The 15,183-nt window shown below is 71.2% G+C and carries 13 protein-coding genes; 3 read left to right on the top strand and 10 right to left on the bottom strand.

Annotated elements, in window-relative coordinates; genetic code table 11:
* Window positions 1-11 precede the first annotated feature (11 nt).
* The 4 genes from ispH to KIH74_RS23680 are packed head-to-tail and all read right to left on the bottom strand — an operon-like array spanning window position 12 to window position 4,794.
* On the bottom strand, window positions 12-953 hold the full coding sequence (gene ispH, locus KIH74_RS23695) for a 4-hydroxy-3-methylbut-2-enyl diphosphate reductase (RefSeq protein ID WP_214158326.1): 942 nt from the start codon (window positions 951-953) through the stop codon (window positions 12-14).
* Between the two features lies 1 nt (window position 954).
* Window positions 955-1,998: a polyprenyl synthetase family protein gene (locus KIH74_RS23690; protein WP_214158325.1), complete on the bottom strand. Its 1,044-nt coding sequence runs from the start codon at window positions 1,996-1,998 to the stop codon at window positions 955-957.
* An 8-nt stretch (window positions 1,999-2,006) separates the two neighbouring features.
* Window positions 2,007-3,377 (bottom strand): family 2B encapsulin nanocompartment shell protein, encoded by a 1,371-nt coding sequence (locus KIH74_RS23685; protein ID WP_214158324.1) that lies wholly within the window; start codon window positions 3,375-3,377, stop codon window positions 2,007-2,009.
* Between the two features lies 1 nt (window position 3,378).
* Window positions 3,379-4,794, bottom strand: a complete 1,416-nt coding sequence (locus KIH74_RS23680) for a family 2B encapsulin nanocompartment shell protein (protein ID WP_214158323.1) — start codon at window positions 4,792-4,794, stop codon at window positions 3,379-3,381.
* A 313-nt stretch (window positions 4,795-5,107) separates the two neighbouring features.
* Between KIH74_RS23680 and KIH74_RS23675 the strand changes: the two genes are divergently transcribed.
* A complete protein-coding gene (locus KIH74_RS23675) occupies window positions 5,108-7,279 on the top strand; it encodes a terpene synthase family protein (protein ID WP_214158322.1) in 2,172 nt (723 codons plus the stop codon).
* Between the two features lie 93 nt (window positions 7,280-7,372).
* On the opposite strand, the gene KIH74_RS23670 is transcribed toward KIH74_RS23675, so the two are convergent.
* From KIH74_RS23670 to KIH74_RS23650, 5 genes are read right to left on the bottom strand one after another with little or no spacing between them, the layout of a single operon-like run.
* Complete coding sequence (locus KIH74_RS23670; protein ID WP_214158321.1) at window positions 7,373-8,983, bottom strand: amidohydrolase; 1,611 nt, start codon at window positions 8,981-8,983, stop codon at window positions 7,373-7,375.
* 38 nt (window positions 8,984-9,021) lie between these two features.
* Complete coding sequence (locus tag KIH74_RS23665) at window positions 9,022-9,789, bottom strand: histidine phosphatase family protein (RefSeq protein WP_214158320.1); 768 nt, start codon at window positions 9,787-9,789, stop codon at window positions 9,022-9,024.
* A gap of 53 nt (window positions 9,790-9,842) precedes the next feature.
* On the bottom strand, window positions 9,843-10,085 hold the full coding sequence (locus tag KIH74_RS23660; protein WP_214158319.1) for a hypothetical protein: 243 nt from the start codon (window positions 10,083-10,085) through the stop codon (window positions 9,843-9,845).
* Between the two features lie 4 nt (window positions 10,086-10,089).
* Window positions 10,090-10,374, bottom strand: coding sequence for a transcriptional regulator (locus KIH74_RS23655; protein WP_214158318.1), 285 nt, complete (start codon window positions 10,372-10,374; stop codon window positions 10,090-10,092).
* Window positions 10,371-10,814, bottom strand: a complete 444-nt coding sequence (locus KIH74_RS23650) for a hypothetical protein (protein ID WP_214158317.1) — start codon at window positions 10,812-10,814, stop codon at window positions 10,371-10,373. Before KIH74_RS23650 ends, KIH74_RS23655 begins: the two co-directional genes overlap by 4 nt.
* A gap of 144 nt (window positions 10,815-10,958) precedes the next feature.
* Here KIH74_RS23650 and KIH74_RS23645 point away from each other — a divergent pair, with 144 nt between their 5' ends.
* A complete protein-coding gene (locus tag KIH74_RS23645; protein WP_214158316.1) occupies window positions 10,959-11,507 on the top strand; it encodes a hypothetical protein in 549 nt (182 codons plus the stop codon).
* A 47-nt stretch (window positions 11,508-11,554) separates the two neighbouring features.
* Here the strand turns inward: KIH74_RS23645 and KIH74_RS23640 are convergent, their stop codons facing one another.
* Window positions 11,555-14,452, bottom strand: coding sequence for a GH92 family glycosyl hydrolase (locus KIH74_RS23640; protein WP_214158315.1), 2,898 nt, complete (start codon window positions 14,450-14,452; stop codon window positions 11,555-11,557).
* Window positions 14,453-14,668: 216 nt separating this feature from the next.
* On the opposite strand from KIH74_RS23640, the gene KIH74_RS23635 reads away from it, so the two are divergent.
* On the top strand, window positions 14,669-15,163 hold the full coding sequence (locus tag KIH74_RS23635; protein ID WP_214158314.1) for a hypothetical protein: 495 nt from the start codon (window positions 14,669-14,671) through the stop codon (window positions 15,161-15,163).
* The last annotated feature ends 20 nt before the right edge of the window (window positions 15,164-15,183 follow it).

Below are 15,183 nucleotides of genomic sequence, written 5' to 3'. Positions count from 1 at the left end.
ACGGCGCAATGTCATCCGTGCGCCGAACCTTCCCGCACCGGCCGGAACCGGGTGGTCTCCCGGGTCAGCACACGTTCCTCCACGGTCAGCGGCCCGTGGGCGGCCAGCCGGGTGAGCACCTCGTCCACCGTGCCGGGCGGGGCCGAGGCGCCCGCGGTCAGGCCGATCACCTCCACGCCGTCCAGCCATGCGGGGTCGATCCGGCCGGGCCCGTCGATCAGGTGGGCCGGCACCCCGTGCTCGTGCGCGGTCTCGACCAGGCGCCGCGCGTTGGACGAGTTGGCCGAACCGACCACCAGCACCAGGTCGGCCTCGGCCAGCACCGCGATCAGCGCGTTCTGCCGGTTGGTGGTGGCGTAGCAGATGTCGTCGTCGGTGGCCGGGCCGCGCAGCAGCGGGAACCGGGCCCGCAGCGCGGCGACGATCCGCGCGGTCTCCCGCACCGACAGCGTGGTCTGGGTCAGGTACGCCACCCGCGCCGGGTCGGGCACCCGCAGCCGCTCCACGTCGTCCACCGTCTCGACCAGCACGATCCGCCCGGGGGCCTCGCCCATCACGCCCTCGACCTCCTCGTGCCCGGCGTGGCCGATCAGGATCATGGTGTCGCCCCGGCCCACCCCGTCCACGGCCCGGGCGTGCACCCGGGCCACCAGCGGGCAGGTGGCGTCGACCACAGGCAGGGCCCGCCCGGCGGCCTCGTGCCGCACCGCCGGCGAGACGCCGTGGGCCGAGAACACCACGACCGCGCCGTCCGGCACCTCGGCCAGCTCGTCCACGAAAACCGCTCCCCTGGCCTCCAGCCCGGCGATCACCTGCTGGTTGTGCACGATCTGCCGGCGCACGTGCACCCGGCCGTGCTGGTCGAGCAGCTCCTCGACCACGGAGATCGCCCGCTCCACGCCCGCGCAGAAGGCGCGGGGCGAGGGCAGCAGAACGGTTCGGCCGGTGGGCATCTCAGAACCGCCGGTCCACGCAGAGCCGGGCCAGTGACCGCAGGCCCGGCACCCCGGACTCGTCGAGATCACCGGTGTCCAGGGTCTTCTCGATGTCGCCCAGCAGATCCCCGGCCCGCTCCAGCGCCCAGTCCCGGCCGCCCGCCTCCCGCACCAGAGCGGCCGCCCGGGCGACCTCGTCCGGCCCCAGCTCCTGCCGGGACCGGTACACCCGGGCCAGTTCCCGGCCGGCCGCGGTGCCCGAGGCGAGGGCGGCGACCACCGGCAGCGACTTCTTGCGGGCCCGCAGGTCGGCCCCGGCCGGTTTGCCGGTGACCGCCGGATCGCCCCAGATGCCCAGCACGTCGTCGGTGAGCTGGAAGGCCAGCCCCAGGTCGCGGCCCACCCGGCCGAGCAGGCGGACCCGCCCGTCCGGCGCCCCGGCCGCGAGAGCGCCCAGCGCGCAACTGCATCCGAGCAGTGCCCCGGTCTTGGCCGCAGCCATCGCCAGGCACTCGGTCAGGGTGGCCGAGTCCCGGCGCTCCAGGGCCAGGTCCTGGATCTGGCCCAGGATCAGCTCCTGCACGGCGTCGGCGACCGCCGCCGCGGCCGCCGGGGCCGGAGCCAGGGTCTGGAGTGCCAGCGTCAGCAGGGCGTCCCCGGCCAGCACCGCCGGCCCCACCCCGAACACGCTCCACACCGTGGGCCGGTGCCGCCGGGTCAGGTCGCCGTCCATCACGTCGTCGTGCACCAGGGAGAAGTTGTGCACCAGGTCGACGGCCACCGCCGCCGCGAGCACCCGCTCGTCCCGGCCGGCGCCGTCACCACCGGCCGCCGCCGCGGACAGCAGGGTGAGGGCGGGCCGCAACGCCTTGCCCCGGCCGGTGTCGCACTCGCGCCCCTCGGCGTCCGACCAGCCGTAGTGGTAAAGAGCTACGGGACGCACCCTTCCGGGCAACCGGCCGAGTGCCGCGCGCAACGCCGGCTCCACCCGCACCCGTGCCGTCTCCAGGTGGTCCAGCGCCTCCCGGTCGAGCCCGTCACCCGTCGTCGCGCCTGTCGTCATGTCTGCCGTCATCGTCCGACCTCCACACAGTCCAGGACGCCCAGGGCGTCGGGCACCAGCACGGCCACCCCGTGGTAGGCACTGAGTTGATAGGTGATGACGGCCGAGTGGTCGATGCCCTCCCGGCGCAGGCTCAGGCCCGGCTCCAGCTGGTCGGGCAGCTCGGCCGGGCGCAGCCCGACCACCCCGCCGTCATCCGCCCCGGTGCGCAGGGCCAGGATCGAGGTGGCGCCGTCCGCGCCGACCGGGATCTTGTCGCTCGGCAGGATCGGCACCCCGCGCCAGGCGGTGTGCCCCCGGGTCTGGCCCGGGTACAGCCCGGCCGCCGTGCAGCACCGCCGGAACGCGGCGATCGCCCGGGGATGGGCCAGGAAGAAGGCGGTGCTGCGGCGGCGGCTGAGCAGCTCGTCCAGGTCCGCCGGGGTGGGCGGTCCGGTGCGGGCCGGAACCCGCTGGGCCGCGTCCACATTCGCCAGGAGTCCGCACTCCGGGTGGGCCACCAGATCCCGCTCCTGCTGTTCCCGCAGTGCCTCCACCACCAGCCGCACCTGCTCACGCGTCTGGTCCATCGGCTCGCCGTACAGGTCGGCGACCCGGGTGTGCACCCGCAGCCGGGTCTGCGCGAGCGTCAGGTCGTACTCCACCGGCGCCGGATCGTAGTCGGCGAACCCGGCCGGCAGTGTGGTCTCGCCGGAATGTCCTGAGGCCAGAGCGATCTCGCTCTCGCCGTGCTTGTTCACCCGACCCCCGGGCGGGGCCGCGGCCAGGTGTTCCCGCAGCGCCGGAGCCGTGTCCAGGAGCTCCCGCACCCGGACCGCCGGCGCCGTCAGCAGACGGCAGCGGGTCTGCGCCCGGGCGGTGAACGCCCAGCGGGCGTCGGCCCGGGTGAGCAGATCGGCACCGATCTGCTCACCCGGCCCCAGCAGAGCGGTCACCGCGGGGACGCCGAAATCACCGGTCTCGCTGCGGGTCACCGTCCCCCGCTCGATCAGCACGAAGGTCTCCACCGGCGTCCCCTGTTCGGCCAGCAGGCTGCCGGCGTCCACCTCGGACGGCTCGAAGACCGCTGCCAGAGAATCCAGTTCGGCTCCGCCGGCGAACCCGGCCAGCGGCAGCAGCCGGGCCAGGCCGGCCGGCACCACCCGGGGCTCCGGGCCGGTGCGGTCGAAGACCACCAGCCCGTCGCGCACCGGGCGACGGCGCCGCCGGTTGACCCGGTAGGTACCGGCTTCCAGTGCCTTCCAGGGCAGTTCGCGCAACAGCCACCGCGGGGTCGTGGACGCCGACCGCGGCGCGGTCTTCGTGGTGGTGGCCAGGTTCCGCGCCGCGCGGCGCTCCAGACTGGTGACGGGCGGACCGGGCGAACCGGGCGGGGTCATCTCAGCCCTCCCGTCCGACCTCGACGTTCTCCAGCACGGCCAGCGCGTCGGGCACCAGCACAGCGGCCGAGTAGTAGGCGCTGACCAGGTAGGAGATGACCGCCCTGTCGTCGATCCCCATGAACCGCACGTTCAGGCCCGGCTGGTACTCGTCGGGCAGCCCGGTCTGGTGCAGGCCGACCACGCCCTGGTTCTCCATGCCGGTGCGCAGCAGCAACACCGAGCTGGTGCGTGCCCGGCTCATCGGGATCTTGTTGCAGGGCAGCACCGGCACGCCGCGCCAGGACGGCACCTGGTGCCCGAAGAGCTCGCTCAGCTGCGGATACACACCGCGACGGGTGCACTCCCGGCCGAACGCGGCGATCGTGCGCGGATGGGCCAGGAAGCAGGCGGGCTCCTTCCAGACCAGGCTGAGCAGCTCGTCGAAGTCGTCCGGGGTCGGCGGCCCCTGCCGGGCCTGCACCCGCAGACCCAGGTCGGCGTTGTGCAGCAGACCGAAGTCGCGGTTGTTGACCAGCTCGTGCTCCTGCCGTTCGCGCAGGCCCTCCACCGTCAGACGCAGCTGCTCCTCGGTCTGGTTCATCGGCTTGTTGTAGAGGTCGGCCACCCGGCTGTGCACCCGCAGCACGGTCTGGGCCACGCTCAGCTCGTACTCCCGGGGCGCGAGTTCGTAGTCGACGAACGTGCGGGGCAGCTCGTACTCGCCGTCCTGGCCCGAGGTCAGGTCGATCGCCGCCTCGCCGTGCTCGTTCTGCGGCCGGCCGGACTCCACGGTGCGGCGCTGGATGTGCGCCCGCAGTCCCCCGGCCTCCCCGTTCAGCTCGTCGAACGACTGCCGGCGCAGGAGCAGCACGGTGACCGCGGTCACCGCCCGCAGCGTGAACTCCCAGGTGCGGCCGGCATCGGCGAACACGTGACCGCCGAAATGATCGCCGTCGGCGATGATTCCGTGATCGGTCTCGTCGCCGTACACGCCGTCGCCGACCTGCTGCACCTTGCCGTGGGCGATCAGCCCGACGGTGTCGGCCGGTGACCCCGCAGCGAAAATTACCTCACCAGGAGCATATTCGCGCTGCTCGAACCGTGAGGCCAGGGCGGCGAGCACGCCCTCGTCCTGATATCCGCGCAGCAGCGGCAGTTCCGTCAGCTCCTGGGGAATCACCCGGACCTGGGACCCCTCGCTGACGAACTGCACCCGCCCGTCGCCGAGGGCATAGGTGGCCCGCCGGTTCACCCGGAACACCCCGCCGTCGGCCTGGACCCAGGGCAGCACGCGCAACAGCCAGCGCGAGGTGATCGACTGCATCTGCGGCACGGACTTGGTGGTGGTGGCCAGGTTACGGGCCGAGGCCACATCGAGACTGGTGCGGGGATCGAGCGTGGCGGCTTCGGGCTCGACCGGCTGGCTGACAGTCATGTCTCTCCTAGCAGGTGGGTGGTTCCGCCTGTCGCAGAGGCGGTTCGGCAGCAGATGGGCAGCTCGGCCGGAGATTCAGGCCGTCACGCTGCGTGCTGGCCTGACCATGAAACAATGAATCGCACCATTCGGCAAGGCCTTCGCCAGATCCCGGCAGGGTCCTGCACCTCCCATGAAACCCATGTTCACGCTGAGGTTTCCCGCCCGTACGCACAGGTCGACGCGCCGCATCCGGACTGGACAGTTCCGCTCACATGCCGTTCTAATCACTACTGCTCGTGACGACATCGTCCCGATCCCGAGGGGGTACCCGGTGTCCGACCCGACCACCCGGTCGTTCGTTCTCCCGCACTTCTACCTTCCGCACCCGGCCCGCCTGAACCCGAACGTGGAGCACGCCCGGGCCCACAGCACCCACTGGGCCCGGCACATGGGCATGCTCGACGCCCGGGGCGCCGACGGCACCCCGGTGTGGGACGAACCCGCGCTGGCCCGCATGGACTACGCGCTGATGTGCGGTTACACCCATCCGGACTGCGACGCGCCGATGCTCGACCTGATCACCGAGTGGTATGTGTGGGTGTTCTTCTTCGACGACCACTTCCTCGAATCGTTCAAGTATTCAAGGGATCTCGACGGGGCCCGGGCCTACCTCGACCGGCTCGGGGCGTTCATGCCGGCCGAGGGCCCTCCCCCGCAGGACGCGCAGAACCCGGCCGAGGCCGGGCTGGCCGACCTCTGGGCCCGCACCACACCGTCGATGTCAACTGCCTGGCGCCGCCGGTTCAGCACCAGTACCCACAATCTGCTGGTCGAGTCGATGTGGGAGCTCCAGAACATCGACGCCGGCCGGATCGCCAACCCGATCGAGTACATCCAGATGCGGCGGCGCGTGGGCGGGGCGCCGTGGTCGGCCAACCTGGTCGAGGTGGTCAACCACGAGCTGCCGGCCCGGCTGGCGCGACGCCGCCCGCTACGGGTTCTCGCCGACACCTTCTCCGACGCGGTGCACCTGCGCAACGACCTCTTCTCCTACCAGCGCGAGGTCGAGGAGGAGGGCGAGAACTCCAATGCTGTGCTGATTTTCGAGAAGTTCCTGAACTGCGCCACCCAGCGCTCCGCCGAACTGGTCAACGATCTGCTCACCTCCCGGCTCCAGCAGTTCGAGAACACCGCCCTGACCGAGGTTCCGGCGTTGCTCACCGGCGCGCTGCCGCAGGAGGTCGCCGCCGTCACCGCGTACGTCCAGGGCCTCCAGGACTGGCAGGCGGGCGGCCACGAGTGGCACGCGCGTTCCAGCCGGTACATGAACCACGAGGCACAGACGGCCACCTGGTCGCTGCCGACCGGTGCCGGTGGTCTGGGATCTGCTGCTGCCCAGCTGTTCTCGGGATCCGGAACCCGGGTGCGCACGCGCCAGTTCGCGCACGCCCTGTTCGCCCCGGTGGGCCACCTGCCCCTGCCGGACTTCCACATGCCCTACCCGGTGCGCACCAGCGGTCATCTGGCCGGCGCACGGCGTCACAACCTCGAATGGTCGCGCCGAGCCGGGATGTTCGGACCGGCGGCGGGGATTCCCGGAATCTGGGACGAATCGGGTTTCACCGGAATGGATCTGGCGCACTGTGCGGCGATGATCCATCCCGACGCGTCACCCGAGCAGCTGGACCTCAGTTCGGACTGGCTGTCCTGGGGCACCTACGGCGACGACTACTTCCCGGTCGTGTTCGGGAACACCCGGAACCTGGCCGGTGCCAGGGCCTGTCACGAGCGGCTCGGCCTGTTCATGCCGCTCGGCGGAACCACCACCCCGGAGCCGCTCGACCCGCTGGAGCGCGGTCTGGCCGACCTGTGGCGGCGCACCACCGGCCCGATGCCCACCTCGGCCCGGGAACGGCTGCGCCGGGCGGTGCGGGCGATGACCGCCGGCTGGATCTGGGAACTGGCCAACCAGGTACAGCACCGGGTGCCCGATCCGGTGGACTACGTCGAGATGCGGCGCCGCACCTTCGGTTCCGACCTGACCATCGCCCTGTCCCGGTTCACCCACGCCGAGGTGGTGCCGGAGCAGCTGTTCGGCCACCGGGTGCTGCGGGAGCTCGACACCGCCGCACAGGACTACGCCTGCTTCCTCAACGACGTGTTCTCCTACCAGAAGGAGATCGAGTTCGAGGGCGAGGTACACAATCTCGTCTTCGTGCTGGAGCAGTTCCTGCGCACCGACCGGCTCACCGCCGTGGGCCTGGTGAACGATCTGATGACCGCCCGGATGCGGCAGTTCACCCTGATCGCCGACCACGACCTGCCCGCGCTGGTCACCGAGCTGGACCTCGGCCCCGAGGTGGCCGCCGCACTGCACCGCCATGCCGATCACCTGAAGAACTGGATGTCCGGGATCCTCGAGTGGCACCGCCGGGCCAGCCGCTACACCGAGGACGAACTACGTTCCCGCAGAGCGGTTCCCGGGTTCGCCGCCGCACGGTGACGGGCGCTTCGTCCAGGGTGCTTTGAGGACGACGAGGAGCGCGTTCCGGGCTCATCGTCGTCCTCAAGCAGTTGCCCTTCAAGCACTGGCCTTTCACGCAGCCGGCCCGGAGTCCCGCAGGGGCACCAGGCGGGGAACCGCGTCACCGCCCTTGAGCTCCTCGGTGAGAGCGGCCAGTGGCGAGGGGTGTTCGGACGCGGCGGCCACCCGGATGCCCGGGGAGTCCCAGGCGACGAAGGTGGCCGGGTCACCCTCACCGACCCGGATGGTCGCCGGCGCCGGACGCCGGGCGGCCCGCAGACCGCCGATGGTGTGCGCCTCGATCGCGGTGCGCAGGTCGAGACGCTGGGCCGGGTTGTGGTGGGTGAGGGCGGCCCGCAGACCCTCCCAGGGAGCGAACGGCGTCACCGGGCTGTCCGACCCGAAGGCGAGATTGACGCCGGAGCGCAGCATCGTCAGGAACGGGTTCAGGCCCTGCGAGCGCCAGGCCCCCAGCCGCAGCGCGTACATCTGCCCGTAGCCACCCCAGGTCGCGTCGAAAGCCGGCTGCACGCTGGCGATCACGTCGAGGTCGGCGAGGGTCAGGATGTCGTCGTCGCTGATGCCCTCGACATGTTCCAGACGGTGCGTGGCGGCGGCCACCGCGTCGTCCCCCAGGGTCCAGGCCGCCTGCCGCAGGCCCTTGACCAGTTCGGCCACCGCCGCGTCGCCGATCACGTGGAACCCGCCCTGCACACCGGCTCTCGTGCAGGCGACGAGATGATCGTGCACCTGGCCGGCATCGGCGTAGAGATGGCCGCGGTGCCCGGGGGCGTCTTCGTAGTCGGTGTGCAGACCGGCGGTGCGCGAGCCGAACGAGCCGTCCATCATCAGGTCGCCCGCCAGGCCGGCCAGCCTCCCGCCGAAACGCTCCAGCACGCCGCGCACCGCCGCCTCGTCGGCGGCGAGTTCGCCCCGGTAGGCGACGATCTCGGGCAGGTCCGGCTCACCGGACGCGGGCAGGTCCAGCAGATCCAGCAGGTCTTCGTCGGGGGCGATGTGCGGCGCGGACATCTCGTGCACCTGGATCAGGCCCTGCGCTGTGGCGTGCCGCAGGGCCAGCAGCTGGAGCTCGCGACGCCGCTCCTGCGGCATGCCGAACCGGGTCGCGTGCCGGGCGGCGTGGTGGGCGTCCCGCTCCACCCGGCCCGAGTCGTCCCAGCCCTCAAGTTCTTTCAGCTGTGCCAGGTCGGCCAGGGCGCCAGAGACGACGGCCGAGTGCACGTCCACGCGGGACAGGTAGACGACCGCGCCGCCGCTCGCGTTGTCCAGTTCCTGCGCCGTCGGGGGCCGGTTCCCGGTCAGCAGCAGCTCGTCCCAGCCGTGCCCGAGCACCGGCCGGCCCGGGGCGGCGGCCGCCGCCGCGGCGACGGCGTCGAGGATCTCGGTGACCGACCGCGCCGCCGAGCAGTCCACGCCTGCCAGCAGCAGGCCGGTGTCGGTGACGTGGGCGTGGGCGTCGACGAAGCCGGGCAGGAGCAGGGCGCCGTTCAGGTCGACGATCTCGTCGGCCTCGGCCTCGGCCGTGCTACCGCCCGGCAGGGGGCAGGGCTCGATCCGGGCGATCACTCCGTCGCGGACCAGCACCGCCCAGCGGCGCGGCAGGTCGTCGTGCTTGAAGGCGGGTTCGGGCAGCTGGGCGTAGCGGTACAGGATCGAGCTCACCGGGCCAGTGTGACGCAGCGGCGGGCCGTTCGGGCAGGTCAGTTGCTCACGTCCGCCGGGGCGAGATGATCGACACGGTTCACCCACTCGGCCACGGCCTCGCCGTGCTCCATCCGCAGTGACACGTGACCGGTGTTGTCCACCCGGAAGCGCCGCCAGGGTGGCGAGTCCCAGCCGAGCGCGGCGGCGAGCAGGAACTGGGCGAAGAACTGGTGACTGACCAGCGCCACCACGTCGTCGTGCCGGTGCGTGCCGAGCAGGCCCGACAGCACCCGCCGGGCGCGCGGCAACGCGGCCTCCAGCTCCGGCTCGAACCCGCCGTGCCAGGGCCGGCCGGCGGCCGGGAACACCCCGGGCTGCGGCACCACGTCGCCGCCGTGCCGCCGCAGTTCTTCGAGCGTCGCGCCGGGCACGGCCGTGCGCTCCCCGGTGATCGGGTCGACCTGCTGCACGCCCCCGACCTCGTGGGCGTCTGGCAGCAGCAGGACCGGCAGGCCGGTGGCAGCGGACAGCGGGCGAGCGGTCTGGACGGCGCGGAGCATGGGGCTGGCGTACAGATGCGTGGGGGTGAAGGGAAGGCGGCCCGCGGCCTGGGCGGCCGCGAGAGCACCGGCCTGGCGAGAGCCCAGGTCGGTGAGCACCGGATCGGGGACACGCTTCGGGTAGAGCGTCACCTCCTCGGCGATCCTGGCGCCCTCCTGCGTTGCCGTCTGCTTCTGCTGCCGGCCGCCGGCCGTGGCCTGGAGGTGCACGCTGTAGTTGGCGTTGTTCACGGACTGGCCGTGACGGATCAGCACCAGCTGCATGACGTTCAGTCAAGCACAGGCTGCCGGGTCCGGTGCGGACACGACAGGTCCCCTCAGTGCCCCGGACCACCGGGTGGCGCACCCGGCGGAAGGTTCCGGTTCACCGGTTTCTCCAGCTGGTCAGTCAGGTCGAGCAGGCTGCCGACCGAGGCGAGCTCCCGGCTGACGATCGCGTTGATGCGCTCCGCCACCGGCCTCTCCCCCTGCACCGGCACATCGCGCGAGCGGCCGCCGTCGACCGAGACGGTGACGTAATGCCCTTGCCGTGTGGTGCGTTTCATCAGGGCGACGACCATCACCTCAATCGCTGATCAGGCTCCGCAGCGCCTCGACGTGACCGAGGTAGGCGCGCCGGCCCTCGGGCGTCAGCTGCACCCAGGTCTTTACCCGGCCCCGGCCGGTCGGCTTGGTCACGGTGAGGTAGCCGGCGTCTTGCAGCACCTTCAGATGCTTGCTGAGCACCGAGTCGGCCACCCCGAGCAGGTCGCGCAGCACACCGAACTCGGCGCTGGTGGTGGCGGCGAGAAAGGCGCACACGCGCAGGCGGTTCGGCGCGTGCACCAGCTCGTCGAAGCGGGCGGTCACGCCCCGGCCCGCAGCTGGGCCCGCAGCGCCTCGTCGAAGCGGCGGCCGAGCACGACGGTGAGGGCGAACACCACGACGGCGATGCCCAGGACCGGCCAGACCAGGCCGGTCCAGTAGGCGAGGGAACCCGACACGACCATGAGGACGAGGACCGCCAGCCCCAGCCCCTTGGCCCACCGGCCGGCCGGCCCCGCGTCCAGGCCGTTCACCCAGACCCCGGTGGAGCGGCGGTAGACGTCGACGAGCGCGGCGCAGGCCGCGCCGAACAGGACCAGGGCGACCAGCCTGACCACGGTGCCGCCCAGGCTGAAGGCGACCAGGTAGACCCCCAGCAGTGCCCCCAGCACCGGGTGGTACCACCACGGCGTGACCAGCCGGTCGGCGGCGGCCGCCCGCATCTCGGCGATGATCGTCAGCTCGTCCGCACGATTACTTTCCATGTCGGAAAATCAATCACATTCCATCGTGGAAAGTCAACGATCGGCCTGGCCCGGCTAGGCTTGCCGGAGGCCGACCGACACGGCCGGTACAACGGGGAGCAGCGGCGCGGCTCTCGCACGCCCGCCGCGCAGATCGGAGAGTTCGTGGTGCCCGGAACCGAGCACGCCGAGCGTCATCTCAACATCACCCGCCAGGCCTCGGGGGCCCTGCTGTCCGCCGAGTCGGAGGCCTCGCAGGAGGCCGCCGGCAACCTGCTGACCAAGGCCGCCGCACGCCTCGAGGCCGGCGACGAGGCCAGGGCCCGGCACTTCGTGGAACGGGCACTGCACCTGCCCTACGACGATTTCGAGGGCATCCACCCCGCCGTCTGGTGGCTGGAGATGGAGGTCTCCTCGCACTTCAGCGAGGAGGTCGAGCTCGCCCCCGACGGCGACCAGGGCTGGCTGGACCGGGCCGGCGTGCTGCTGGCGGAGGCCTCGGACGAGACCGTCGCGGCCGTCATCCGGGCCGCCCTGAACGACGTCGCCGCGGAGTTCCACCTGCCCCGGCCCGAGGCCCTGCGCCTGAGCCGGCTGACCGCCGGCGAGCCCTTCGGGCGGGAACCCCTGACCGAACTCGACGACGCCGACCGGCTCGCCGACGCCGTACTCGGGGTGCTGCGCACCCTGAACCGGCAGGCCGATCTGATCTGAACGCCAGACGGCGGGCCCCCGAGACAGGACCCGCCGTCAGCGTGCGGTCAGCTCACCGCGACGTCGAACACGTGCATGATCCCCTTGTCCGTCCCCTCCGGCAGGGTCACCGAGGCCACCGTCTTCGAGGCGTCGAGATCCACCGGGGCAGAGGCGAACACGCGGAACGTGCCGGTACCGGCGGTACCGTCGGCATTGTTGCGACCGGCCAGCGTGACCACCGCGGTCTCACCGGTGGCGGGGCTCGCCGCCCAGTCGCTCAGCGAGAACGGGACGTCCTGGGTGGAGCCGTCCGTGTAGGTCACCACGGCCGTGCCCCGGGCCGGCCCGTTGGTCGCCAGCCCGAGGAACGACAGCGAGCCGCCCTGCCCGCCGGGCCTCACCGTGACGGTCTGGCCGTGCGGGATCCAGTTGTCCGGCTTCCCCACCTCGGCCGAGGGCCAGGTGAAGGCCGTTCCGGGAACCGCCTTTCCGGGAGTGAGGCCGGCGGCGGCCAGGGCGTCGCGCGACAGCGACCAGTCGCTCAGGTCGAGCGAGCCGAGGTTGCCCTGACCGTCCGGCGTGGTACCCACGCTGTTCCGCGCGTCCGCACCCTCGGTGTACGACGGCGGGACGTCGGTGGCGGCGGTGCCCCAGGTGCCGGCGGTGGACGCCATCGTGAAGTCCAGCGTGCCGCCGGAACGCACGAAGGCGCTGTCGACATAGGACTTCGACCGGGCCTTGCCGTCGACCTTCATCCCGGCCACGTAGCGGGCACCCTTCGACACCCCGGGGGCATTGATCCTGATCACGCGCTCACCGTCGACCGGCTCGACGACGATCCGGTCGAACATCGGCCCGCTGACCACCAGGTCACCGGTACCGGGGATCGCCGGGTACAGGCCGACATTCGCGAAGACGTACCAGACGCTGAGCGCGCCCTGGTCGTCGTTGCCGGGCAGACCGGACGGCGTGGTGTCGTACATCTCCTCGACGGCGCGGTAGAGCACGTCCGTGCCCTTCGACGGGGCCTGGAGCCAGTTGTACACCCACGGCGTGCCGAAAGCCGGCTGGTTGGACAGGTAGTTACCGGTCTGGGTGTACGCGCCGGCGTCGAGCTGCTGCATCAGCGTGTCCAGCTCCGCGGTGGCCTTCGCCACCCCGCCACGCTTCTCGATCAGCGTGGACAGGTTGTGCGGCACCATCCATCCGTACTGGTAACCGGTGGACTGGTTGAACTGGCCGCGCCCGGCCTGGTCGTCCCGCACCCGCAGGTCGAACGTGCGGTCGAAACCGCTGCGGGAGCGCGGCATCACGTGCCCGGTCTCCGGATCGAAGACGTTCATCCAGCTCTGCGAGCGCGCCGAGAAGAACGCGTACGCCCCGTCGTCCCCCATTCGCCGTGCGAGCTGGGCGATCGCGAAGTCGTCGACCGAGTACTCGAGCACGCGGGACGTGGCGAAGTCGCCCTTGGCGTTCTCGATCATGCCGGTGGCGAAGTACTGATAGCCGTCCGTACGTGAGGTTTTCGTGGCCGGGAGCACCTGGGTGGCCTTCATCGAGTCCAGGGCGGCCTGACGGTCGTAGTCGGTGGCGCCCATGTCGTCGAGGGTGGCCAGGATGACCTGGTAGTTGTCGCCCTGCATGCGGGCGGCTCCGGGGGCCCAGGTGCCCTTCTGCTCGGTGAGCGCCACGACCGATCGGTTGATGTCGTTCGCGACCTGCGGGAAGGTGAGCGCGATCAGCTGCACCTGGCTGCGGTAGGCGTCCCAGCCGGATCCCGCCCAGTTGATGTTGCGGTAGAAGTGGTGCCCCTTCTCGACGGTGTGCACCTCACCGTCGAAGCCGGTGTACCGCCCGTCGACGTCCTCACGCACGTTGGGGTTACCGAAGGCGTGGTACAGCGCGGTGTAGAACTTCGTGCGCTGCGCCGTGGTGCCGCCGTCGGCGTCGATCGTGCCCAGGGCCTGCTTCCACAGCTTCTTCGCGTCACCCCGGACGTCGTTGAAACCGTCCTTGCCGACCTCGGTCTCGCGGTTGAGCGCGGCGTTCTCCACGCTGACGTAACTGAAACCGGTCTTGGCGACGACCTTCGCGCCCTGCTGGAAGGTCAGCCAGGCACCGGTGTCGTGGCGGTAGTCCACCCCGACGTCCTGGCTGCTCTTGACGGCGTGGGCGGAACCGGCGGTCATCGTGTCGTCGGTCCAGGTGCCGTACGACTCGAAGTCGTGGTCGTAGGTGGTGGAGAAGTAGGCCTTGTAGTAGTTGCCGTTGTCACAGACGTCGACGCCGTACATCCAGCCGGAGACGGTGCGGGTGGCCGGGTCGATCGTGACCTCGCTGCCGAACGTGCGGTTGTTCGGGCCGGAGACGTCGAGGACGAGGGACGAGTCGCCGCTCTTCGGGAAGTCGTAGCGGCTCACAGCGGTGCGGGACGACGCGGTGAGCTCGGCCTCCACGCCGTTGCCCAGCTTCACGCCGTAGTAGCCCGGCTGCGAGGTCTCGTCGTCGTGGCTGAACGGGAGGTAGTAGTCCTTGACGTTCGTGGCCGGACTGGAGGGCAGCACGCCGCCGGTCAGTTCCCCGGCGTACGGGATGGTCGGGAATTCGTAGCCACCGTAGCGCCCGGTGCAGCCGGTGCCGGAGTAGCGGGTCATGCCGAAACCCCGGATGAGAGAGGCGGTGTACTCGTAGCCGCCCTTCTGGCTGACGTTGGTGTTGCCGTCGCCCCAGGTGGTCGGGCTGGGCTGGACCATGCCGAACGGCACGCTCGCACCCGGGTAGGTGTTGCCGTAGGCGTCGTTGCTCTTGTTCTGTGTCGTGTCCATCTCGGTGCCGATGAACTGATTGACGGCGTCGAACGCCGAGATCTCGGCCGCGGCGGCCTGCGCCGGGCTCGGGACGAGGGCGGTCAGGCAGGCGGCGACCACGACGGCCGGCAGCCACTGACGCCCAGAACTCCACATAGACATGTGTTTCCCAACAAGGTTGGACAAGTTTGGCGGCGCCACTGTGGCGTTTCCAGGCCCTTCCCACGCGACCAGCACACGTCGCGCAGACATCCGCGAGATCAATTCATGGTGCGTCCACCTGCCCGGCTTGTCCATGATCGCCGAGTTGCGCCGGTCCCGGGCGCCCCGTTGGGTAGGGGATGATCACACAGATGATCCACAGGCTCGACGATGTCCGAGGAGGACGACGTGATGTTCCGGGTGAGGTCGAAGCGGTCGGCTCTGCGTGCCGCGGTCGCGGTTCCGGCGGCCGTGCTGCTGCTGGCCGGTTGCGGTGGGGACGACGAGGAGCCGGTGGACCGGGCCGACGCCGTTCCGCAGACCTCGGCCTCCTCCCCCGCCGCGGTGGACACCCAGGAGACGCTGGACCAGCTGAACGGGCAGCTGGAGAAGGCCGCGGAGCAGGCCGGGGCCGAGGGTTTCGGCGCCCTGGCCTGTGAGTCCGTGCAGGGTGCGCTGCTGGGCGGTCAGGCCGGTGACGAGGAGGCGACCCGCGAGGGGCTGAGCCAGGTGCTGGACAGCATCCTCACCGGCGCCCGGCGCGGCAGCGACAGTCTGGACGACGCCGACCTGGACGCGACCATGAAGCAGCAGTGCCCGGACGTGCGCCAGGACGCTCTCCGGAAGACCGGGGCGAACAGCATGAAGGATCTGTTGCCCGCCTGAGCCTTCCGGCTCTCGCGGAC

Origin of the sequence: Kineosporia corallincola (assembly GCF_018499875.1) — a bacterium.
Taxonomy (GTDB): domain Bacteria; phylum Actinomycetota; class Actinomycetes; order Actinomycetales; family Kineosporiaceae; genus Kineosporia; species Kineosporia corallincola.
Note: the sequence above shows the minus strand (reverse complement) of the source record. Positions and strands in the feature narration are given on the sequence as shown.

Bases quoted from the DNA above. Each gene is read 5' to 3' on its own strand.
- ispH (WP_214158326.1), bottom strand. From the start codon at position 953: ATGCCCACCGGCCGAACCGTTCTGCTGCCCTCGCCCCGCGCCTTCTGC.
- KIH74_RS23690 (WP_214158325.1), bottom strand. From the start codon at position 1,998: ATGACGACAGGCGCGACGACGGGTGACGGGCTCGACCGGGAGGCGCTG.
- KIH74_RS23685 (WP_214158324.1), bottom strand. From the start codon at position 3,377: ATGACCCCGCCCGGTTCGCCCGGTCCGCCCGTCACCAGTCTGGAGCGC.
- KIH74_RS23680 (WP_214158323.1), bottom strand. From the start codon at position 4,794: ATGACTGTCAGCCAGCCGGTCGAGCCCGAAGCCGCCACGCTCGATCCC.
- KIH74_RS23665 (WP_214158320.1), bottom strand. From the start codon at position 9,789: ATGCAGCTGGTGCTGATCCGTCACGGCCAGTCCGTGAACAACGCCAAC.
- KIH74_RS23660 (WP_214158319.1), bottom strand. From the start codon at position 10,085: ATGGTCGTCGCCCTGATGAAACGCACCACACGGCAAGGGCATTACGTC.
- KIH74_RS23650 (WP_214158317.1), bottom strand. From the start codon at position 10,814: ATGGAAAGTAATCGTGCGGACGAGCTGACGATCATCGCCGAGATGCGG.
- KIH74_RS23640 (WP_214158315.1), bottom strand. From the start codon at position 14,452: ATGTGGAGTTCTGGGCGTCAGTGGCTGCCGGCCGTCGTGGTCGCCGCC.
- KIH74_RS23635 (WP_214158314.1), top strand. From the start codon at position 14,669: ATGTCCGAGGAGGACGACGTGATGTTCCGGGTGAGGTCGAAGCGGTCG.